At 54.5% G+C, this 22,567-nt stretch carries 14 protein-coding genes; 8 read left to right on the top strand and 6 right to left on the bottom strand.

What is annotated here, in order from left to right:
- Nucleotides 1-55: 55 nt before the first annotated feature.
- A complete protein-coding gene (locus tag Dpoa2040_RS10970; RefSeq protein ID WP_168641265.1) occupies nt 56-2,686 on the bottom strand; it encodes a PqiB family protein in 2,631 nt (876 codons plus the stop codon).
- A 17-nt stretch (nt 2,687-2,703) separates the two neighbouring features.
- On the bottom strand, nt 2,704-3,939 hold the full coding sequence (gene yebS, locus Dpoa2040_RS10965) for a membrane integrity lipid transport subunit YebS (RefSeq protein ID WP_168641264.1): 1,236 nt from the start codon (nt 3,937-3,939) through the stop codon (nt 2,704-2,706).
- 310 nt (nt 3,940-4,249) lie between these two features.
- On the opposite strand from yebS, the gene Dpoa2040_RS10960 reads away from it, so the two are divergent.
- From Dpoa2040_RS10960 to prc, 3 genes are all read left to right on the top strand, one after another.
- Complete coding sequence (locus Dpoa2040_RS10960) at nt 4,250-4,756, top strand: GAF domain-containing protein (RefSeq protein ID WP_042873931.1); 507 nt, start codon at nt 4,250-4,252, stop codon at nt 4,754-4,756.
- Between the two features lie 84 nt (nt 4,757-4,840).
- A complete protein-coding gene (gene proQ / locus Dpoa2040_RS10955) occupies nt 4,841-5,572 on the top strand; it encodes an RNA chaperone ProQ (protein WP_042870853.1) in 732 nt (243 codons plus the stop codon).
- A gap of 19 nt (nt 5,573-5,591) precedes the next feature.
- Nucleotides 5,592-7,613 (top strand): carboxy terminal-processing peptidase, encoded by a 2,022-nt coding sequence (gene prc, locus Dpoa2040_RS10950; protein ID WP_042870851.1) that lies wholly within the window; start codon nt 5,592-5,594, stop codon nt 7,611-7,613.
- Between the two features lie 136 nt (nt 7,614-7,749).
- Here prc and Dpoa2040_RS10945 read toward each other — a convergent pair whose 3' ends face one another.
- The 4 genes from Dpoa2040_RS10945 to narX form a co-directional block, all read right to left on the bottom strand.
- Complete coding sequence (locus Dpoa2040_RS10945) at nt 7,750-8,805, bottom strand: DUF481 domain-containing protein (protein ID WP_042870849.1); 1,056 nt, start codon at nt 8,803-8,805, stop codon at nt 7,750-7,752.
- Between the two features lie 252 nt (nt 8,806-9,057).
- The gene (locus Dpoa2040_RS10940; RefSeq protein ID WP_168641263.1) at nt 9,058-10,326 is read right to left on the bottom strand and encodes an acyltransferase; all 1,269 of its coding nucleotides are present in this window, start codon (nt 10,324-10,326) and stop codon (nt 9,058-9,060) included.
- A 266-nt stretch (nt 10,327-10,592) separates the two neighbouring features.
- The gene (gene narL / locus Dpoa2040_RS10935; RefSeq protein ID WP_042870845.1) at nt 10,593-11,240 is read right to left on the bottom strand and encodes a two-component system response regulator NarL; all 648 of its coding nucleotides are present in this window, start codon (nt 11,238-11,240) and stop codon (nt 10,593-10,595) included.
- A complete protein-coding gene (narX, locus tag Dpoa2040_RS10930) occupies nt 11,233-13,044 on the bottom strand; it encodes a nitrate/nitrite two-component system sensor histidine kinase NarX (RefSeq protein ID WP_168641262.1) in 1,812 nt (603 codons plus the stop codon). The genes narL and narX overlap by 8 nt, the downstream gene beginning before the upstream one ends.
- A gap of 449 nt (nt 13,045-13,493) precedes the next feature.
- Between narX and Dpoa2040_RS10925 the strand changes: the two genes are divergently transcribed.
- From Dpoa2040_RS10925 to narI, 5 genes are all read left to right on the top strand, one after another.
- A complete protein-coding gene (locus Dpoa2040_RS10925; RefSeq protein ID WP_146411246.1) occupies nt 13,494-14,885 on the top strand; it encodes a NarK family nitrate/nitrite MFS transporter in 1,392 nt (463 codons plus the stop codon).
- A 594-nt stretch (nt 14,886-15,479) separates the two neighbouring features.
- Nucleotides 15,480-19,250: a nitrate reductase subunit alpha gene (locus Dpoa2040_RS10920; protein ID WP_168641261.1), complete on the top strand. Its 3,771-nt coding sequence runs from the start codon at nt 15,480-15,482 to the stop codon at nt 19,248-19,250.
- Nucleotides 19,250-20,809 (top strand): nitrate reductase subunit beta, encoded by a 1,560-nt coding sequence (gene narH, locus Dpoa2040_RS10915; protein WP_168641260.1) that lies wholly within the window; start codon nt 19,250-19,252, stop codon nt 20,807-20,809. Before Dpoa2040_RS10920 ends, narH begins: the two co-directional genes overlap by 1 nt.
- Nucleotides 20,806-21,525 (top strand): nitrate reductase molybdenum cofactor assembly chaperone, encoded by a 720-nt coding sequence (narJ, locus tag Dpoa2040_RS10910; RefSeq protein ID WP_042870837.1) that lies wholly within the window; start codon nt 20,806-20,808, stop codon nt 21,523-21,525. The genes narH and narJ overlap by 4 nt, the downstream gene beginning before the upstream one ends.
- On the top strand, nt 21,525-22,202 hold the full coding sequence (gene narI, locus Dpoa2040_RS10905) for a respiratory nitrate reductase subunit gamma (protein WP_168641259.1): 678 nt from the start codon (nt 21,525-21,527) through the stop codon (nt 22,200-22,202). Before narJ ends, narI begins: the two co-directional genes overlap by 1 nt.
- The last annotated feature ends 365 nt before the right edge of the window (nt 22,203-22,567 follow it).

Raw genomic sequence — 22,567 nt, 5'->3', positions numbered from 1 at the left:
CCGGGAGGGATAGCGACTCACCGCTACAGGTGCGGGTGAGTCGCAGGTATCGGGCTTATCGTTCCGGTAGCGCTGTTCCCCAGTCGCGCCAGCCAGCCGGTTCTTCGCCGTGCAACAGGAAGTGTTTGCCAGCTTGTGCGGCAGGGGCCAGCGGAGTAGCCGGCGGCGTAGCAAAGGCGATGCCGCCACGAATAAATTGCTGGAACGTGCCGCTCTTGATGACGCCGCCGGTCAGGCCAAATTGCAGGTTATAACCAGAGGCCAGCCAGAATACGGAGTTATCACGCACCAGATGAGCGTGGCGTTTACTGATGCGCAGCGCGACCGATACCCGATCAGACAATGCGCCGAGCGACAGACCGGTTACCGTGCCGACCTCAATCCCACGGAACAGCACCGGGGTGCCTATCTGTAGCGATCCGGCTTCAGCGGTGTCAACACTGATGTTCAGGCCATCCTGATAACGGGAGTCGGAAATGGTGGCTTTCTGCAGCTCAAAGCTACGGGTAACGGCGCCGTTACCCGGTTCGACGTTGATGTAAGGCTGGATCAGCGTTTCCAGATGGTTCACTCCGGCGGCGGAAATTTCCGGCGTCACCACCGAGAAACGGGTGCCGGCGCGGGCGAAATGGCGTACATATTCCGGGTACAGCACCGCCTGCACCCGCACTTCATCGCGCTGTTCCGCCAGTTTCAGCGATTCCAGTTGGCCGATATCGATACCGAGATAACGGATCGGCATTCCCGCGGAGAGTTTGCTGGCGTCGTAGGTACGCAGCGTGATCCGGCTGCCAATCGCTCTGGCGGCGGTTTCGTTGTTATATAACGGACGTTTGCCGCCTTGTACGTCGGCAGCGCCGTCCACGTTATCGAAACTAATGGCGCCTTTCAGCGCCCGGCTGAGCGGAGACGCTTGTACCGTCAACCCCGCGCCGTTGAGTTGCACGCGTGCACCGCCTTCGGCCCAGAAAACGCTATTATCGGTGAGCAATTTGCGGTATTCAGGCCGGATATACACATCAATTTCGAAGGCTTCCGCTTTGGGACGAATGTGGGTGATTTCACCGACCTGAAATTTACGATACAGCACGACCGAGCCTTCCTGAATATCCGGCAGGCTGTCGGTCAAGAGTGTCAGTGTCGTCGGCAGGGTAGTGCCCTGAATCCCGGCGCCGGCTTTTTCCCGATCACTATAGAGCGGGTAACGCGACTGGGCATCGCCGGTTGAACCCGGCAGCACGGTGACGCCGCCGTTCAGCCACTCCTGGGCGCTGGCGCCTTGCATCTGCACACCGTCAAGTCCCAGCTTGACGTTGACTCGGCTGCTGGCGATGAACTGACTGTCTTTGTGCAGCAGGTGACGGTATTGACGATCAATGACCGCGCTAAAATTGACGCCGTTATCGGTTAGCGTGCGTTGAACAATGCGGCCAATTTGTACGCCATGCAGCATAACCGGCTGGCCGCTGTCGATGCCGTAACTCTGGCTGGCGGTTAATTCAACAATGAGAGCCCCCGGTTGCTGTAGCTGCTGCTGGGTGGCGTCAGTGACGGTGAAGTGCTGTTGCGGCTTGCCATCGCCGGGAACCAGCGTCAGCGTGGTACCGACCAGCAGACCTGGCAGGTTGAGGTCGCTTAGCGACAGACGCGGCGTGGCCAGTTCGATCCGGGTGTTTTCCCGCATCAGCGGCACTACCGATGGGTCAACAATCAATTCTCCGGTAACGCGCTGGTTCGCCTCAAGGGTGAGTCGTTGCAGCGTGCCGACTTCTAATCCCTGATACAGCAGTGGCGTATGTCCGGCCTGTAGCTTGTCGCCGGAAGGCAAGTCCAGCGTAATCTGTACACCACGCTGGCTGCGCGCCAGATCCGGGTACAGTTCGTAGTTCTGATCCGCTGCTGCAGGCTCGCCCTGTTTAGGGGAGTCAAAGGCGACCGCGCCGTTAACCAGCGCAGACAGATTTTGCATCTCGACGGTGGCACCGCTGAGACTGACGTCTGCTTTCAAACCGGAGACGTTCCAGAATCGGCTGTTCTTTTTCACCAGAGCGGTAAAACGGCGATCAATCAACACATCGATTATCACGCCGCGATGATCGGCATTAACGCTGTAATCGTACACTTTCCCGACGGGAATTTTGCGAAAATAGACCAGTGACCCCGCATTCAACGAGCCGAGATCGTCGGCGTGCAGGTGCACCAACAATTCTCCGCTGTTAACACGGTATTTGGGTTGGTTGTCTTGTGCGGTGAAATGGCTGGCGGGATCGCCGTGACCGGGCAACATGCCGATGTAATTGCCGCCGACCAACGCATCCAACCCGGACACCCCGGCCAGCGAGGCTTTGGGCGTCACCAGCCAGAACTGTGTGCCGTTGCGCAGCGCGTCTTTCATGTCGCTACGAATGCTGGCGATGACCTGAATAGTGCGCAAATCATCGCTGAGTTTTATGTTGCGCACGGTGCCGACTTCAACCCCCTGATAGCGCACTGGCGTACGGCCAGGGACGATGCCGTCCGCCGACACGAAATCGATAGTTACCGTTGCGCCACGCTCCTGCTGGTTGGTGTAAAGCAGCCAGCCGGCGATCAGCAGCGCGATAAAAGGCAGCAGCCAGAATGGCGACAGGCGACGTCGGGTTTTGACATTGGCTTCAGTGGGGGTCATCGGCGTTGGGTTTTGCATGGTTATCCTACTAATTATTAATCGTTATCCCATATCAGTCGGCTATCCAGCCACTCGACGGACAATATGGTCAAAATAACGGCGGCGCCAAAATAGAACGCCGCGGGTCCCATGGTAAAGGCAAGCAATTGGTCGCGGTTAACCAGCGACATGGTCAGGGCGATGACGAACAGGTCGAGCATCGACCAGCGACCGATCCAGTTCATCAGACGTAATAACCGCATACGCGTCATCTGGCTGTATTGCACCCGAAAATGAATACTGAGCAACAGGAAAGAGGTGATGACTACCTTGCTGAACGGCACCAGAATACTGGCGATGAAAACCACCAACGCCACGGGAATATTCCCGGCGGCCAGTGACATAATGCCTGAAAAAATCGTGTCTTCCCGGCGAACGCCGTTGACGTAAATCACCGAAATCGGCATCAGATTGGCGGGCAGCAGCAAGATGACGGCGGAAATCAACGCTGCCCAGGATTTTTGCAAGCTATAAGGACGCCGCCGCGTGAGTGGGGTATGGCAACGTTGACAGCGCCCCAGATTATCTGGCTCGGCGGTAAAATGGCAGGACAGGCAGACCAGCGCCTGCGGCGAGTTCGTGACGCGCTGTGGATAGTAGCGCTGCCAGAGTTGCTCGCTATTCAGATGAATCAATGTCAACAGACTGAGCGCTATCAGAGCCAGAAATGCCAGCAACCCGTTGCCGGGCAGGACCTCGGAAAATTCACGTACTTTAATTGATGCGACCGCCAGACCGACCAGATACACATCCAGCATGACCCACTCTTTCAGGCGTTCGAAGAGCAGCAGCACCGGGCGCAGGTTCATGCCGACACGGGGGGCGAAAAACAGATACAGCAGGGCGAATACCAGCGTCAGTGGTGCGCCGATAGTACAAAATGCGACGATGCTGGCGGTGACCGGGTGTCCCTGACGCGTGATTTGCCAGATGCCTTCCAGCAGACTGGCACTGATTGATACGCCCAGCAAGCGGATATTAAGCAGTGGCTCGGTATAGGCGAAGGGCATCAGCACCAGCATGGCAAATGCCATTGCCGCGAGTCGGGAAATAGGCCAGTCTCGACCGCTGCCGATGTGCGCCGCGCAGCGCGGACAATGGCCATGTTGATGGCGTTTAAGCCGGGGCAACATAAATAATTGGTCGCATTGTGGGCAACGTTGCAGGCGGCGCGGCGCGGTTGGCGGCAAATCAGCCGGCCCGGCAGACGGGGCGGCGTTATAAATTTTCATATTTCCTGCAAGAAGGTTAACAGGACAGGTATTATCATAGTGTAACTGAATGATGAATGACACAAAATCACTGCTACTCTTGTCAGCTAATTGTCAGCTAATTATGAGGGTGACATCAAAAGGTAACTGGTGCGGCAACGGCAAGATGCCAGACGATGGAATAGAAACCACATCTGGTGGCAACGCTGTGTGGTGAAAGTTGGGCTGACAAGAGAAATCCTGTAGCATCCTGATGCGAAACTTTATGTAATGTGACGTGGGCGTCAGCCGTTGGGCGTTCCATAAAAACAATTTCTGCCTATTGCAAGCGATGAAAAAAGAACAATTCTACGATGAACTGGTACGTGATCTGACTGCGCTGATTGCCGGTGAAGATCGCTTCCTCACGATTTTATCAAACAGCAGCGCATTACTGTTTGAACGATTGGATGGTGTGAATTGGGCCGGCTTTTATTTGCTGGATGGCGATACGCTGTTTCTGGGGCCGTTTCAAGGGCGCCCGGCTTGCGTGCGTATTCCAGCAGGGAAAGGGGTCTGTGGTCGGGCGGTCGCGGAAAACCGTATCCAACGGGTTGGCGATGTGCATGAGTTTCCCGGTCATATCGCCTGTGATGCCGCCAGTAATGCCGAGATAGTGCTGCCGCTGACGGTCGATGGACAGTTGATTGGCGTACTGGATATCGACAGCACCGTTTATCACCGTTTTGATGCAGAGGATGAAGACGGGCTAAACGCTGTCGTGGCCGTGCTATGCCGCCAATTGTCACAAAGCGACGTGCTGGCTTTCATCAATTCTCTTACGTTGCGACAAGGATAACGTAGCAATTGCCGATGGCGTCATTATAATGACGCCTGTTCATGCCTGCGCTGGTTGGCAAACCCGTTGTAATCAGGAAATTTCATGGAAAATCAACCTAAGTTGAACAGTAGTAAAGAAGTGATCGCCTATCTGGCAGAGCGTTTTCCGCTCTGTTTCACGCTTGAAGGCGAAGCGCGTCCGTTAAAGATTGGTATTTTTCAAGATCTGGTCGAACGCGTGTCCGAATCCGAACACGTCAGCAAGACGCAGTTGCGCTCTGCGCTCCGTCTGTATACGTCGAGCTGGCGCTATCTGTATGGCGTCAAGCTAGGTGCCCAACGTGTCGATCTTGACGGTAATCCCTGTGGTGAGCTTGAGCAGCAGCATGTAGAACATGCGCGCAAGCAACTGGAAGAAGCCAAGGCCCGCGTTCAGGCACAGCGTGCAGAACAGCAGGCGAAGAAGCGTGAGTCCGGTGAGGCTGAGCCATCCCGCCCACGCCCGTCTGCTGGCAGAAATGCCCCGCGCCGTGAGCGCGATGCCGCTGGCACTGCACCGCGCAAGCCGCGTCCATCTTCTCCCCGTTCCGCACAGACTGCTTCTCCGTCATCCGATAAATCCCAGCCCCGTCAGCCTAAAGCAGCCCGTGCGGCACAACCGGAACGGCAGGCGGTGACGGATATTTCCAGCCTGCAGATAGGCCAGGAAATCAAAGTCAGGGCTGGTAAAAATGCCATGGATGCCACTGTGCTTGAGATCGCCAAAGATGGAGTCAGGGTACAGCTGGCTTCTGGTATGGCGATGATCGTACGCGCAGAACATTTGCAGTTCTGATACGGAGGCCGACCAGGGCATGAACAAATTTGTTAAAGCAGTCGCGTTAACCTGGCTTTTGCTGTCTGGATGCACGCTTGCCAGTGAGAATATCACTCGTGCGGATCAAATCCCTCAATTGCAGCCGGAAATGCAACATGCCACCGTCAGTGAACGTGTTGCGTCGCGGTTCCTGCGTTCCCACTATCGTCAGTTCATGCTGGATGCGCAGTTTTCCGGCAAGATCTTTGATCGCTACCTCAACATGCTGGATTACAGCCATAACGTGTTGTTGGCTTCCGACGTGGCGCAGTTTTCCGGTCAAAAAGGCGAATTGGGCGATAACCTGAAAAACGGCAAACTTACCCTGCCGTACGCCATGTACAATCTGGCCCAAAAGCGCCGTTTCGAACGCTATCAGTACGCGCTGACGCTGCTGGAAAAGCCTATCAATCTGAACGGCAACGATTTTATTGATCTTGATCGCGCCAAAGCGCCCTGGCCGCAAAATGTTGATGAACTCAACGCGTTGTGGGATGCCAAGGTCAAATATGACTGGCTGAGCCTGAAACTGACCGGCAAGGCCGATGCAGAAATCAAGGAAACGCTGACCAAACGTTATCAGTTTGCCATTCGCCGTCTGGTACAGGCCAACAGCGAAGACGTGTTTCAGTTGATTATGAATGCCTTTGCGCGGGAAATCGATCCGCACACCAGTTATCTGTCGCCACGCAATACTGAACAGTTCAATACCGAGATGAGCCTGTCGCTGGAAGGCATCGGCGCGGTGTTGCAGATGGATGAAGATTACACCGTCATCAACTCCATGGTGCCGGGTGGCCCGGCGGCGAAAAGCAAACGCATTAGTGTTGGTGATCGTATCGTGGGCGTAGGTCAAGCCGGTAAGCCGGTGGTCGATGTGATTGGCTGGCGTCTTGATGATGTGGTGGCGTTGATCAAGGGACCGAAAGGCAGCAAAGTGCGTCTGGAAGTGCTGCCGGCAGGCAAGGGCACTAAAACGCAAACCATCACGCTGACCCGCGAGCGCATCCGACTGGAAGATCGTGCGGTGAAAATGTCTATTAAGGATGCCGGTAAAGACAAAGTCGGGGTGCTGGATATTCCCGGTTTCTATGTTGGGCTGACGGATGACGTGAAAGTTCAGTTGCAAAAACTGGAAAAAGAGCACGTCAGCAGCATCATCATTGACCTGCGTGGCAACGGCGGCGGTGCGCTGACGGAAGCGGTCAGTCTGTCTGGATTGTTCATTCCCACCGGGCCGGTAGTACAGGTGCGCGACAACAACGGTAAAGTGCGCGAAGACAGCGATACTGACGACACCATTTATTACAAAGGTCCACTGGTGGTGCTGGTTGATCGCTTTAGCGCCTCGGCGTCGGAAATTTTCGCGGCAGCGATGCAGGATTATGGCCGTGCGCTGATTGTTGGTGAGCCGACCTTCGGCAAGGGGACTGTGCAGCAGTACCGCTCTCTCAACCGCATTTACGATCAGATGTTGCGACCGGAATGGCCTGCATTGGGTTCTGTGCAATACACCATCCAAAAATTCTACCGCATCAACGGCGGCAGCACCCAGCGTAAAGGGGTCACACCCGATATCGTGATGCCAACTGGCAACGAGGTAGTGGATACGGGCGAGAAGTTTGAAGATAACGCTTTGCCGTGGGACAGCATCAAACCCGCCAGTTATACGGTGATGGGTGATATGAAACCGCTGTTGCCGGGACTGCTTGATCAGCATAACGCGCGTATCGCCAGGGACCCGGAATTCCAGTTCATCCAGCAGGATGTGGCCCGTTATCAGGAAATGAAAGCGAAACGTAACCACGTGTCGCTGAATCTGGTTCAGCGCCAGAAAGAAAATAACGAAGATGAGGCCACGCGTCTGCAGCGCATCAATGATCGCTTGAAGCGTCAGGGAAAACCGTTGTTGAAGACGTTGGATGATTTGCCGAAGGATTATCAGGACCCGGATGCGTACCTGAATGAAACCGTCCAGATTGCGGAAGACTTGTCTAAACAGGAAGCGAAACCGCAGTGAAGGTGTGCTGATTAGCAACGAGTAATCAATAAAAAGCCCGGTTCAGGAAAACCGGGCTTTTTTATGGACATCTTTCTCGACAAACAAGGTCGGGAAACGGTTCCTGTGACCGCCACAGGAACCTAAGACCGCAGAATTACCAGCCGACGCCAAGACCCAGCGAGTACAGCGTATCGTTGACGTTACCTTGAACGCTTTCGGTACGGTTGCGGGATACTTTCATACTGACGGATGACCAGTCGGTGACTTTGAAGCGCAGACCGGCACCCGCTTTCAAGTAGAGAGACGTAGTGCTGTCAAACGAACGGCCCACTTCACCATCGGTGAACAATTCGGTGCGTTTACCAAACAGGAAGCGGTTGTAGTCCCACTTCAGCCCACCAGAATAGAAGTTATCTTGGTTGTCATTCTGATAAATAAAGGTCTGAGAGTTTATCAGCGTGGTAATAGCGAACGCGCCCAGATCGTTATCCCAGAACTGGTAACCCGGACCCGTACCGACAGAACGGTTAATCTTGATGTTTTCCACCCAGTCGCGTTTGTATTCATAGCGACCCTGCCAGAACCAGTGCTCGTCAATGAATTTATCCAGCGCGTATTCCCCGGCGGCGTTTTTGGTGCTTTCCACATTGTCTTCTTTGGTCATGTGGTAGCTGGCATCCAGATTGTGACGCCAGGTGCCGTGACGCAGGCGGGTACTCAGCGTGGCATCGCGGTTGTCGGTTTCAGTGGAGCTTTTCTTGTGGGCCAGGCTAACGTCGATATTGCCTTTCCAGGAGAAATCCTCCACCCAGCGGTGTGGTACGACCATCGAATTGATATCAGACAGCGGCAGCGTTTCCTGACCGGCGCTGACCTGCTGACCATCTACGCTTGCCGGTTGGGCAACGATGGCGCGTGAACTGTCAGAGGCTTTGATCGAGGGATAAAGTACGCCTTTTTCGTAGCGTTGACCCTGGATCACCATCCCGTGGTCGGTTTGGAAGGTTTTGACTTTGTCCCAGGTGACCGACATGGTGTCGGCATAATCGGTTTTGATGAACAACTTGCCGCTATCCAGCAGCGTAATCTGGCCGCTGATCTTATCACCATTGGTTAACCAGATGGTGTCCGCATGGCTGGTGGAAATGCCTGCGGCACTGAGGGTGATGAACAAGCTCAGCGACGAAAGTGCGTGTTTGGAATATGTCATGATGTCAGATAAAACAGTGGGTGACTAAAAGTGAAAGACGCCGTTCAGACGGCCTGCCGATGTATCGATATACCGGTTAATTCCGGCGAGGCAAACATTAACAGGAATCGCGCTGCGCCTCTAGGTATAAGTGTCCTACAATTAGAATGGAAATTGTTATAAACGGTGTGATTAATGATTTACGGCTATAACGGTGACGATGATCACATCGCCGTGATATCACTATCACCGTAATAGCCGTTGTTATCAGGATCAGGCTGTGCTGTGGGAGGTTTGAAAACGTCGGGCCAGGAAACGTTCGGTCAGCGACTGCTTCATGCGCACCACGACCTGCTCCTGGAATACCACGCACAGTGCGATAGTCGTCAGCAGGAATACGCCATAGCCGGTCATAGACAATTCCACTTTTCCTGCCGCATCGATGCAGGCCGCCCAATTAGTGAAGCATTGCAACGGGTTGCCGCGCAGCAACTGTTCCAGCGTCCTGAACAGATTAAACAAGGGCACATGCAGGGCAAAAATCGACAGTGACGCTGCGCCTAAACGCGTTGCCCAGGTTTTCAACGTTTCACTGTTCGGCTCGCGGGCGTAAGCACACAGGCACACCAGTGCCACCTGCGTAGGCAACAACAAGCCGTTATGTAGCAAGAAATACCAGTAATGATTGCCATGCGTAAACAGCCAGGTCGCCACAATAAAGCTCAGACCGATAAAAGCGCACCATGCTTTACGTTGTACATGGCTCAGTGTTGGTACGTTACCGTCCCGATATTGACGAAATATAGCGTAGGCCAGTATCCCGGCGAGAAATTCCGGTAGCCGCAACAACGGGTTGCGTTGCAGTAAGCCGGTATAGGGCACGCCATACAATTGATGCCATACTGCCCATATTGGCGGTAGCAGATACAGTAAGCAGACTGCTGCCAGCCACAGGTGCGGGTAACGGCTGGATGACAGCCGTGGTGCCAACATCGGGAACAGCAGATAGAAGAAAAATAGCGTTGAAATCGACCACAGCGGTGCATTGAAAGTCAGGAAATAGGGGTTCCATGCCTGTAGCATGAATAATTGCAGCAAGCCGTTAAAGGCCAGTTGAGCATTGTCCATATAATGGCGCAAGGTTTCCGGCGCGACGCTGGGATCGTTATTGTCGTAGATAACGAAGCGGGCGCTGGCAACCTGACCTTCCGGCGGAATCGCCAGCCAATGCATCAGGCTGACCGCTACGATAGAGGAAACCAGGCCGATGATATGGATTGGGTATAAATTAAATAACCGTCTGGCCAGAAAATGCCGGGCGGGTTCCCGCAACTGACCCTCGCGTAGATAGACATGCGTCAGAAGAAAGCCAGACAACACAAAGAAAGTACTGGTGGCGAAGAATCCCATGCTGGTCAGTTCGCTTAGAAAAGGAATTTTTTCACGCAGCGGGTAGACATGTATGGTGTGGTAGACCATGACATAACACCCAAGCAAAAATCGGAGCCATTCCAGCCCAATAAATCGTTCTCTGACTTTCATTCTCTTTTTCCTCTGGTTAATCCTGACGAAAGCGCAATGAAACGCCGAACAAAAAGTAAGTCTAAGAAAGAAATATGGGGAAATATCTAGGAAAATGGCGATAAAGTACTAAAAGTTATGAATTTGTGTTACTGGGCTGTTCTTTTGTAAATAGTTTGTGTTGGAGTGTATTGCAGTATTTTTGTGTGTGATTTTGCCGTATTTTGTGTGCGACTTTGCCGTAAGAAAGAAGAGAGCGCCAGCCATGTTCTGGCTGGCGTTGCCTGTTAGAATATTTTCTCTTGAACTACCCAGACGGCGGCTTCGACCCGTGAGCGTAACTTCATTTTTTTCAATAGATGTTTGACGTGCACTTTTACCGTGCTTTCGGTAATCGTCAGTTTGCGGGCGATGACCTTGTTAGGCAGCCCCTGGGCTATCAGTTTCAGAATATCTTTTTCGCGTGGGGTCAACTGCTGGATATCTCTGGGGTCACTGCTGCGTGTTTCCCGCAGGCTGGCTGCCAGAACCGGCGTCAGGGTGTCACTCAGTACCATTTTCCCCGCAGCGGCTTGATGGAGCGCTACCAGCAGGTCTTCCGGCTCCATGTCTTTGAGCAGATAGCCGTCGGCACCGCTTTTAAATGCGCTGATCACATCCTCTTCATGATTGGAAACGGTGAACACGACGATACGCCCGGATAACGAGGTTTCCCGCAGGCGGGTCAGGGTTTCCAGCCCGTTCATTCCGGGCATGTTCAAATCCAGTAAAATCAGATCCGGGTCGAGCTGTTCTGCCAGGGTCACGCCCCGTTCACCCTCACTGGCCTCACCGACAACACACAGGTCAGGCGCCATACTCAGCAACTGCTTAACGCCGTTGCGCAGCATCGGATGGTCGTCAATGAGCAGTACGGTAGCAGCGTCGTTAGTCATGGTTTTCTCCTGATAAAACGTGAGGCTGGCGATAGTCTGCCTGAAAGCGGACACACACTTCTGTGCCGCCGGAAACCAGGCGTTGGATAGTACAGTCGCCGTGAAGGCTTCGGGCACGATCACGCATGATGATAAGACCGTAGTGATTGGCGCGATGGTGATCATCACTGATACCGATGCCGTTATCACGCACACGCAGCTCAATATACCCCTGCTGCTGGCACAGGGTGATGCTGACTGCGGTGGCTTGCGCGTGTTTATAAGTATTGCTCAACGCCTCACGCACGATCTGCAGCAGATGGATGCCCTGATGAGCGGATACCGCTTGTAGTGGTAGCTGATAATCCAGAGTAATGGGGTAGCCAAGGCGTTGGCTGAATTCGTCCACCGTCGCCCGCAATGCGGCTAACAGACCGGACTCTGACAGTTTAAGCCGGAACGTGGTCAATAATTCACGCAACTGCCGATAGGCGGTATTGGTTTCATCGCGCATGGCGTCCAGTTGCTGTTGTATCTCCGGTGTGAGTGCAGTGTGCTGCATTTGCAGGCAACTGATCTGAATCTTCAGACAGGAGAGGGATTGCGCAATGGAGTCGTGCAGTTCGCGGGCAATGGTGGTGCGCTCCTCCATCAGCATCAGTTGTTGCTGATGGCTGGATTGCCGCTCCAGCGCCAGCGTGCTGGTGAGTTGTTCCAGCAAGGTATTGAGCAACTGGTGCTGGTCTGGCGTCAGATGCTGGTTATCGGGCAGTCGTGCCAGTACCACGCCATAGTGGCCGAGTTTGTCATGCAGATTCCAACTTACCGACTTGCCTTCGGTTGCCGTATGCGCGGTGGAAAGGTGAGCACAGCGCTTGCAGTCACTGTCGGGGCAGGTGTCGGGGTTTGGAATCAGCGTCAGGTTCGAAGGTGTGACATGCGCCTGATGGTTATCTTCATAGAGTTGCAATTGAATATGGGTCAGCGGCATCAGTGCGCTGAGTTCATCCAGCACGGGCAGCAAGCGGCTACACAGCGGCGCATTGGTATGCAAGCGGCGACTGGAGCGATAAAGAAATGCCAGCGTGTCGTTTTTCTGTTGCAGATCGGCAGTTTTTTCCACCACGCGCTGTTCCAGGTCGCGGTACATTGCCGACAATTCATCGGACATATTATTCAGTGCCTGCGCCAGCGTGCTCATTTCATCCTGACCGCGTGGGGTCACCCGTTGATGAAATTCACCCTGGCCGATGGCCTGCGCCATCGATACCAGCTTACGCCAGGGCGTCAGTAGCCGGTGGCGCAGATAGAAAAAAGTGAGCAGCAACAGCGACAGCATGATGCCGATAAACATGCGTTGCACCAGCGTGACCAGGCGCAGATGTGCTTCGGTTTTCTGGTCGATAGCCAGCACCAGCGCATCCAGGTGGTGGACAAAGTCGGCTACCGCAGCAGCGGCATCAGCCGGTCGCTCAGCCTGACGCAGGCGCGGCTTCAGTTGCTCCGCCCAGTAGTGCTGTAACGTGTTGAGTTGTTCACCTAGCTTTTCGCGTACCACCGCCTGACGCAGATCGTCATCGTTTTCATCGCGCTCCAGTTCCTGCAAATACCGTTCGCTGTGGGCGTCGAGCGGCACCATTGATAACAGTCGGTAACTTTGCATACGCAGAGAACCGGCGGTATTAATGGCGTGTGCGTTGCCCTGAATACTTTGCGACATCCAACTGGAAACCGCCATGCCTGCAATCCCCAGCATTCCCAGCAGCAACATCAGCAGGGCTACCTGATTGACCAGCGAGAGTGGAAGCCGAAAGCGTCTTAACATGAGGAAACCGCCTGTGACGAACGTGGAAACGCGCTTGTGTGCTCAAGACGCTTGTGTACTAAAGACTTTTGTGTACCAAAGAATATAGCGCGAGTATGCACGGCGCTTTGATGAGCGCCAAAAACCTTGCACTGGTGCTTGCCAAATGAGAAACGGATTCATGCAACACAAGGATATTTTTTCTTATTTTCAGGGGTAACCCTATACCCATAAAGGGTTACCCCTCATTTTCCATTGGTAGGAGTAATAATTGCAGCGTCAGAATAAATGAACATAACTGTATGAAACTGCAATATTAACTTGTCATTATCACTTACCTATTTAGTGGCGGGTGTAACGACTGCGTATTTTTTTACCCAACAACCTGTTGATGTATATCAACTTTGTATCAGGCATACCTTCTAATGTGGCGCGTAGTGATAAAGGTATTTTACTGACCGAGGCTTGTTATGACGCAGTCAACCATTACGCCAGGCGCTTCACGGCAGACTGTTATCCGGGAATGGCGCCCGGAGGATGTACAGTTCTGGCAAAAACAGGGGCGTGGTATCGCGCAACGTAACCTGTGGATTTCCATTCCTTGTCTGTTGTTGGCTTTCTGTGTCTGGATGTTGTTCAGCACAGTGGCCGTCAATTTGAACAAAGTCGGTTTCCATTTCAGTACCGATGAACTGTTTATGCTGACGGCATTACCATCGGTATCCGGGGCATTATTGCGGGTACCGTATTCATTTATTATTCCGCTGGCAGGCGGACGCCGCTGGACCACCTTCAGTACGCTGATTCTGGTGATTCCGTGTGTGTGGCTTGGGTTTGCCGTGCAGGATCCACAGACACCGTACAACGTATTTATCATTATTTCGCTGCTGTGTGGATTCGCTGGCGCTAACTTTGCTTCCAGCATGGCGAATATCAGCTTCTTTTTCCCGAAAGCACAGCAGGGTGGTGCGCTGGGGTTAAATGGCGGGTTTGGCAATCTGGGCGTTAGCGTGATGCAGTTACTGGTGCCGGTGGTGATTTTTCTGCCGGTGTTGAGTTTCACGGGTAACGGTATCGTTCAGCCGGATGGCAGCCAGGTCTGGCTGCAGAATGCGCCCTGGGTATGGGTACCGTTGTTGCTTATCGCTTCGGCGGCGGCCTGGTTCGGTATGAACGATCTTTCTACCGCCAGGGCGTCGCTGAGCCAGCAGTTGCCGGTGCTTAAGCGTGCACATCTGTGGATCTTAAGCGTGTTGTATCTGTCGGCGTTCGGCTCGTTTATCGGTTTCTCCGCCGGTTTTGCCATGCTGTCGAAAACCCAGTTTCCGGACGTGATTATCCTGCATTACGCTTTTTGCGGTCCGCTGTTGGGTGCGCTGGCGCGTCCGGTAGGCGGTATGTTGTCAGACCGTTTCGGCGGTGTGCGGGTGACGCTTGTCAATTTCGTGCTGATGGCGATCCTGTCGTTGCTGTTGTTCACAGCGCTGCCGGGTGAAAACCAACCCGGTTCCTTCCTGCTGTTCTTCGGCATCTTCATGCTACTGTTTTTAACGGCTGGGTTGGGGAGTGGGTCAACCTTCCAGATGATCGCGGTGATTTTCCGTGGCCTGACAATCGAAAGGGTGAACGCCGCAGGCGGCAGTGAAGAGGAAGCCCAGCGCAGCGCCGTGACCGATACCGCTGCCGCGCTGGGATTTATTTCCGCCATCGGCGCTATCGGCGGCTTTTTCATCCCTAAAGCGTTCGGCACATCGCTGGAGCTGACCGGCTCGCCCGCCGGCGCGATGAAGATCTTTGTGGTGTTCTACGTTGCTTGTGTACTGATTACCTGGCTGTGTTACGGACGTAAAGCCTGTTCCTGATCTGTGAAGTATCTTATGGCGTATTGCGTGGCGGCGAAACCTGATGCAATACGCGTTCATGCCGTCAGTGTGGAGCTGTCTGCACTGGCGGCGTTTGCCAATACGTCTCCCGCCTGATGACCACGTAAATTGTTACGCTTCCCCGATTTCCCCGATGTCGTAGAACCTGACATTCCATATTTGATAATCATCTCAGAAATCACAGCGATGGGTGCGTCACACCCAGTGTGGCGGCATACAGGATTTATCTGTTTATAGCGGTTGAGAGACATTCTCTTTAGTTAACAGGGAAAAAAGCCGGTTTACGTTGTCTGAAGCGGTCTACTACCTCCAAATAGTCACCAGAGGTAAACATGGTTTTACCTGATCACGTGAAATCTTAATATTTCCTTTTTTATCAGTAAATTAAAGGTAATTTTATTTCTAGTACTTTGGTGGTATTTCTGCATTTTACCCCACCCGCTCACTCTGACGGGCTTGATCGCTGTCAATTCTGGCACTTATCCGGCTGCGTACCCTAGGTTCCAGTGAGCAATACCCACGTGTACTTCTATAACGACAGGAACCGTCAGGTTCCGCAGCAGGAGAGTCCGGATGAGCAAATTTCTTGACCGGTTACGCTATTTCAAACAGGTGGCCGAGCCGTTTTCCGGTGATCACGGCCAGACGCTGAATACCAACCGTGACTGGGAGGATGGCTACCGTAGCCGCTGGCAACATGACAAAGTGGTGCGTTCGACGCATGGCGTCAACTGTACCGGGTCGTGCAGCTGGAAGATTTACGTCAAAAACGGGCTGGTCACCTGGGAGACGCAGCAAACCGATTACCCTCGCACCCGGCCTGATCTGCCGAACCATGAACCACGCGGTTGTCCGCGCGGTGCCAGTTATTCCTGGTATCTCTATAGCGCCAACCGCCTGAAATACCCGATGATGCGTAAGCGCCTGATGAAGCTGTGGCGTGAAGCGCGTCATCACCATACCGACCCGGTGGATGCCTGGGCGTCGATTGTTGGTGATGCGAATAAAACGAAAGAATACAAGCAAGTCCGTGGTCGTGGTGGTTTTGTCCGTGCCGACTGGCAGGAAGTGAATGAGCTGATCGCGGCGGCCAACGTCTACACCGCGAAAACCTTTGGCCCGGACCGGGTGATTGGCTTTTCGCCGATTCCGGCGATGTCGATGGTGTCTTACGCCGCAGGTGCCCGTTACCTGTCGCTGATGGGCGGGGTGTGCCTGAGTTTCTACGACTGGTACTGTGACCTGCCGCCCGCCTCGCCGCAGACCTGGGGTGAACAAACCGATGTGCCGGAGTCAGCCGACTGGTATAACTCATCATACATTATTGCCTGGGGTTCCAACGTACCGCAGACCCGTACCCCCGATGCGCACTTTTTTGCTGAAGTCCGTTACAAAGGCACTAAAACGGTCGCTATTACTCCGGACTATGCCGAAATCGCCAAACTGTGCGATCAGTGGCTGAACCCGAAACAGGGGACGGACAGCGCGCTGGCGCTGGCAATGGGCCACGTGATCCTCAACGAGTTCCATCTCAAGCAACCGCGTCAATATTTCACCGACTACGTACGCCACTATACCGACATGCCGATGCTGGTGCTGCTGGAGCCGCGTGCCGACGGCAGCTATGCCGCCGGGCGCTTGCTGCGCGCCGCCGATCTGGTGGGGAATCTGGGCCAGCAAAACAACCCGGAATGGAAAACCATTGCCGTTGATGAAACCACGGGCGAGCTGGTGGCACCACAGGGTTCTATCGGCTATCGCTGGGGTGAGCAAGGCAAATGGAATCTGGAGCAGCGCGAAGGGGGAACCCAGCGAGATGTCAACCTGCAACTGAGCCTGCTGGGTCACCATGACGAGGTAGTTTCCGTTGGTTTCCCGTATTTTGGCGGCGCATCCACAGAACACGTCGCCAGCGTCGCGCTGGATGAGGTGCTGTTGCATCAGTTACCGGTGAAACGCCTGACGCTGGCCGATGGTCAGGAAGGGCTGGTTACCAGCGTCTTTGATCTGACGCTGGCTAACTACGGTGTGGATCGCGGCCTCAATGACGCACAATGCGCCAGCGATTACGATCAGGTTAAAGCCTATACCCCGGCGTGGGCCGAACAGATTACCGGTGTATCGCGGCAGAACATCATCCGCATTGCGCGTGAATTTGCCGATAACGCCGACAAAACCCACGGGCGGTCGATGATCATCGTCGGTGCCGGTATGAACCACTGGTATCACCTCGACATGAACTACCGCGGGATCATCAATATGTTGATCTTCTGCGGTTGTGTCGGGCAGAGCGGTGGCGGCTGGGCGCACTATGTCGGCCAGGAGAAACTGCGTCCGCAAACCGGTTGGTTGCCGCTGGCGTTCGGGCTGGACTGGCAGCGTCCGCCGCGTCACATGAACAGTACCTCGTTCTTCTATAACCACTCCAGCCAGTGGCGTTATGAAACTGTCGCGCCGCAGGAGTTTTTGTCGCCGTTGGCCGACAGTTCGCGCTTTAGCGGCAGCCTGATTGACTTTAACGTGCGTGCCGAGCGAATGGGATGGTTGCCGTCCGCGCCGCAACTGGGCGCGAATCCACTGCGTATCGCGCAGCAGGCGGCAACGGTCGGCATGTCGCCGCAGGATTACACTGTAGCGGAATTGAAAGCCGGTCGTCTGCGTTTTGCTGCTGAGCAGCCGGACAGCCCGCAAAACTTCCCGCGTAACCTGTTTATCTGGCGTTCCAACTTGCTAGGTTCCTCCGGTAAAGGCCATGAGTACATGCTCAAGTACCTGCTGGGCACCGAGCACGGTATTCAAGGGCAGGATTTGAGCGAGCAGGGTGCGGTCACGCCGGAAGAAGTGGAATGGTGCGCACAAGGTGGTGAAGGCAAGCTGGATCTGGTGGTGACGCTGGACTTTCGTATGTCCAGTACCTGCCTCTATTCCGACATCGTGTTGCCGACCGCCACCTGGTATGAAAAAGACGACATGAACACCTCGGATATGCATCCGTTCATTCATCCGTTGTCGGCGGCGGTTGACCCGGCCTGGGAGTCGAAAACCGACTGGGAAATCTATAAAGGGCTGGCGAAAACCTTCTCTCGCGTGTGCCAGGGTCACCTTGGGGTAGAAACCGATGTGGTCACGCTGCCGATTCAGCACGACTCCGCCGCCGAACTGGCGCAGCCGCTGGGTGTGAAAGACTGGAAAAAAGGCGAATGTGACCTGATTCCGGGTAAAACCGCACCGCACATCATGACGGTGGAACGCGACTACCCGAACCTGTATGCCCGTTTTACCTCACTCGGCCCGCTGCTGGATAAACTTGGTAACGGCGGTAAAGGTATTAGCTGGAATACTCAACATGAAGTGGACTTCCTCAAGCGCCTGAACCGGGTGCAGGAAGAGGGCGCGGCGGCGGGTCGTCCGAGAATCGACAGTGCCATTGATGCGGCTGAAGTGATTCTGTCACTGGCACCAGAAACCAACGGTCAGGTGGCGGTGAAAGCCTGGGATGCGTTGGGCAAGGTGACCGGGCGTGATCACACCCATCTGGCGCACCCGAAAGAGGATGAGAAAATTCGCTTCCGGGATATTCAGGCGCAGCCACGCAAGATCATCTCCAGCCCAACCTGGTCTGGCCTTGAAGACGAGCATGTGTCTTACAACGCCTGTTACACCAACGTACATGAGCTGATTCCGTGGCGCACCATTTCTGGTCGCCAGCAGCTGTATCAGGATCATGAATGGATGCGTGCCTTCGGCGAAAGCCTGTTGGTTTACCGTCCGCCGGTGGATACCCGTGCTGCGCAGCCGTTGCTGAACAAAAAACCTAACGGTAACCCGGAGAAAGCGCTCAACTTCCTGACGCCGCATCAGAAGTGGGGTATCCACTCCACCTACAGCGAAAACCTGCTGATGCTAACGTTGGGGCGCGGCGGCCCGATTATCTGGCTGAGCGAGGATGATGCCCGTGAACTGAGCATCGCCGATAACGACTGGATAGAAGTATTTAACGCCAACGGCGCACTAACCGCCCGCGCGGTGGTAAGCCAGCGTGTTCCGGCAGGGATGACCATGATGTACCACGCGCAGGAACGACTGGTGAACCTGCCGGGTTCAGAAATCACCGGCCAACGTGGTGGCATTCATAACTCGGTGACGCGCGTTTGCCCGAAACCGACCCATATGATTGGCGGTTATGCCCAATTGGCGTACGGCTTTAACTACTACGGCACCGTCGGTTCCAACCGCGATGAGTTCGTGGTGGTGCGTAAGATGAACCGTATCGACTGGCTGGATGAGGACAGCCATGACGACCTGTCTTCCCATGTGCAACCTCATCTGCAGGAGAAAGCCTGATGAAAATTCGTTCACAAGTCGGCATGGTGCTGAATCTGGATAAATGCATTGGCTGTCACACCTGTTCGGTGACCTGTAAAAACGTCTGGACCAGCCGTGAAGGGGTGGAATACGCCTGGTTCAACAACGTGGAAACTAAACCCGGCACCGGTTATCCCCATGCCTGGGAAGATCAGGAAAAATGGAAGGGCGGCTGGATTCGTAAAATCAACGGGCGGCTGGAACCACGCATGGGCAACCGTGTTGGGGTGTTGTCGAAGATTTTCGCCAACCCGGATGTTCCGGCGCTGGATGATTATTACGAACCGTTCGACTACGACTATGGGCACCTGCAACGTGCCGGCGAAAGCCGGCATCAGCCGGTGGCGCGTCCACGCTCATTGGTAACCGGTCAGCGCATGGAGAAGATCGAAAACGGCCCGAACTGGGAAGACGATCTGGGCGGCGAGTTCAGCAAACGCTCGCAGGACAAAAACTTCGACGACATGCAGAAAGCCATGTACGGGCAGTTCGAAAATACCTTCATGATGTATCTGCCACGGTTGTGCGAACACTGCCTCAACCCAGCGTGCGTCGCCACCTGCCCAAGCGGGGCGATTTACAAGCGCTCGGAAGACGGCATTGTGCTGATCGATCAGGATAAATGCCGTGGCTGGCGCATGTGCCTGACCGGCTGCCCGTACAAGAAAATCTATTTCAACTGGAAGAGCGGCAAATCAGAAAAATGTATTTTCTGTTATCCGCGTATCGAATCCGGTATGCCGACGCTGTGCTCGGAAACCTGCGTGGGACGTATCCGCTATCTGGGTGTACTGCTCTACGATGCCGACCGCATCGAACAGGCGGCCTCCGCGGAGAATGAAACCGATCTGTACGGTCGTCAGTTAGACATTTTCCTCGACCCGAACGACCCTGAGGTGATTGCTCAGGCACAGCGTGACGGCATTCCACTTGGTGTGATTGAAGCGGCGCAGCAGTCGCCGGTGTACAAGCTGGCAGTGGAATGGCAACTGGCGCTGCCGCTGCACCCGGAATACCGTACGCTGCCGATGGTCTGGTACGTGCCGCCGTTGTCACCGATTCAGGCGGCGGCAGATGCGGGTAACCTGGCGCATAGCGGTGTTCTGCCGGACGTCGAAAGCCTGCGTATCCCGGTACAGTATCTGGCTAACCTGCTGACGGCAGGCGATACCCGTCCGGTGCTGCGCGCCCTGCGACGTATGCTGGCGATGCGTCACTTCAAGCGTGCGCAAACCGTCGAACAGGTCACCGATACCAGCGCACTGGAACAGGTGGGGCTGACGCCATCGCAGGCCGAAGAGATGTACCGCTATCTGGCGATCGCCAACTATGAGGATCGCTTTGTGGTGCCGTCCAGTCACCGTGAGCTGGCGCGTGAAGCCTTCCCGGAAGCGCATGGCTGTGGTTTTAGTTTCGGCGACGGCTGCCACGGTAGCGATTCATCATTCAACCTGTTTAACAGCCGCCGCATTGACGCCATCGACATCACCAGCAAAACCCAGAACATGAGCCGGCGGATGCAGGAGAACAAGTCATGATCAGCCTCCGCGTTATCGCTCGGTTGCTGGAATATCCGGATGCGGAGCTATGGCAACAGCGCCAGGAGATTCTGGACGCGCTGGAACAGGCCGACGAACTGCCGTTACGCCAAAGCGCGCAGTTGTTGCAGTTCATCGGCGACTTTTATCAGGGCGACCTGCTGGACCGGCAGGCGCGCTACAGCGAGCTGTTTGATCGTGGTCGTGCGCTGTCATTGTTGTTGTTTGAACACGTACATGGCGAATCGCGTGAGCGTGGTCAGGCGATGGTGGACTTGCTAGCGCAATACCGCGAAGTCGGTCTGGAACTGGATTGCCGCGAACTGCCGGATTTCCTGCCGTTGTATCTGGAGTATTTGACGTTGCGTGAGCCGCAGGCAGCGCGTGATGGATTGCGTGATATCGCACCGATCCTGACGCTGCTGGCGGAGCGGTTGCGCCAGCGCGACAGTGACTATGCCCTGTTGCTGGAGTTGTTACTGACGCTGGCGGCGTGCGAACCGTCAAGCGATGCCGTAGCGGCGAAGGTGGCGGACGAAACACGCGACGACACGCCGCAAGCGCTGGATGCCGTGTGGGAGGAGGAGCAGATCCGCTTTTTGGCTGACGCGGGCTGTGCTCCGGCGCAACAGACTCGCCATCAGCGTCGGTTCGCCGACGCGGTGGCACCGCACTACCTGAACCTTGACGCCTCACCGGTCAAAGGAGATTGCTGATGCATTACCTCAATCTGTTTTTATTTGATATCTACCCTTACATCGCCGGTGCGGTTTTTCTGGCAGGCAGCTGGCTGCGTTATGACTATGGTCAGTACAGCTGGCGTGCGGGTTCCAGTCAGATGCTGGACAAGAAGGGAATGCGGCTGGCCTCAAACCTGTTCCATATCGGGATATTGGGGGTACTGGGTGGTCATTTTTTAGGCATGATGACGCCGCACTGGATGTACGAGTCATTCCTGCCGCTGGCAGTAAAGCAGAAAATGGCGATGCTTGGCGGTGGAACCTGCGGCGTGTTGACGCTGATAGGTGGCGTGCTGTTGCTGAAACGGCGGCTGACCAATCCGCGAGTGCGCGCTACCTCCACCACCGGCGACATTCTGATCCTGACATTGCTGGTGATTCAGGCGGCGTTGGGGTTATTGACCATCCCATTCTCTGCCCAACATATGGATGGTAGCGAGATGATGAAGCTGGTGAACTGGGCGCAGGCCGTCGTCACCTTCCGCGGTGGCGCATCGGCCTATCTGGAGGATGTCGCGTTGATTTTCCGGGTACACCTGGTATTGGGGATGACGCTGTTCCTGCTGTTCCCATTCTGCCGACTGGTGCATATCTGGAGCGCACCGGTCGAGTATCTGACCCGCCGTTATCAGTTGGTCAGAAATCGTCGCTAATCCAGAGATTGTTCCGCAGCATAACGCCATCGGTTGGCTACGGTGGCATTATGCACTGCTGGGTTAGTGGTTGTTGGTACCGACTCTGTGCGATAACGGCTATCAGCGTGTATTGCGTGTAAATAGATTGTGATGAATGCGTGGTCTTATTTCATGTAACCATTTATGTCACTGTAATATATTCGCACTATATAAAATCATTTTTCACCCAAATAACAGTTATTTATTATTGTTTTTCGGGTAAAAAATTGATTTTACGCTTCTGTGTTGGAGAATGTTGGAAATTTGCTCTGGGTCAAATTTGATGAAAAATGTCAATGCTAGGATGACGACAGGTTATAACTCTGTAATAAAATGGATGGTGA

Source organism: Dickeya sp. CFBP 2040, from assembly GCF_012273755.1.
Lineage (GTDB): Bacteria > Pseudomonadota > Gammaproteobacteria > Enterobacterales > Enterobacteriaceae > Dickeya > Dickeya poaceiphila.
This window is presented reverse-complemented; position numbering and strand designations above follow the sequence as displayed.

Excerpts from the sequence above, each read along its gene's own strand:
- Dpoa2040_RS10970 (WP_168641265.1), bottom strand. The coding sequence starts at position 2,686 with ATGCAAAACCCAACGCCGATGACCCCCACTGAAGCCAATGTCAAAACC.
- yebS (WP_168641264.1), bottom strand. The coding sequence starts at position 3,939 with ATGAAAATTTATAACGCCGCCCCGTCTGCCGGGCCGGCTGATTTGCCG.
- Dpoa2040_RS10960 (WP_042873931.1), top strand. The coding sequence starts at position 4,250 with ATGAAAAAAGAACAATTCTACGATGAACTGGTACGTGATCTGACTGCG.
- proQ (WP_042870853.1), top strand. The coding sequence starts at position 4,841 with ATGGAAAATCAACCTAAGTTGAACAGTAGTAAAGAAGTGATCGCCTAT.
- prc (WP_042870851.1), top strand. The coding sequence starts at position 5,592 with ATGAACAAATTTGTTAAAGCAGTCGCGTTAACCTGGCTTTTGCTGTCT.
- Dpoa2040_RS10945 (WP_042870849.1), bottom strand. The coding sequence starts at position 8,805 with ATGACATATTCCAAACACGCACTTTCGTCGCTGAGCTTGTTCATCACC.
- Dpoa2040_RS10940 (WP_168641263.1), bottom strand. The coding sequence starts at position 10,326 with ATGAAAGTCAGAGAACGATTTATTGGGCTGGAATGGCTCCGATTTTTG.
- narL (WP_042870845.1), bottom strand. The coding sequence starts at position 11,240 with ATGACTAACGACGCTGCTACCGTACTGCTCATTGACGACCATCCGATG.
- narX (WP_168641262.1), bottom strand. The coding sequence starts at position 13,044 with ATGTTAAGACGCTTTCGGCTTCCACTCTCGCTGGTCAATCAGGTAGCC.
- Dpoa2040_RS10925 (WP_146411246.1), top strand. The coding sequence starts at position 13,494 with ATGACGCAGTCAACCATTACGCCAGGCGCTTCACGGCAGACTGTTATC.
- Dpoa2040_RS10920 (WP_168641261.1), top strand. The coding sequence starts at position 15,480 with ATGAGCAAATTTCTTGACCGGTTACGCTATTTCAAACAGGTGGCCGAG.
- narH (WP_168641260.1), top strand. The coding sequence starts at position 19,250 with ATGAAAATTCGTTCACAAGTCGGCATGGTGCTGAATCTGGATAAATGC.
- narJ (WP_042870837.1), top strand. The coding sequence starts at position 20,806 with ATGATCAGCCTCCGCGTTATCGCTCGGTTGCTGGAATATCCGGATGCG.
- narI (WP_168641259.1), top strand. The coding sequence starts at position 21,525 with ATGCATTACCTCAATCTGTTTTTATTTGATATCTACCCTTACATCGCC.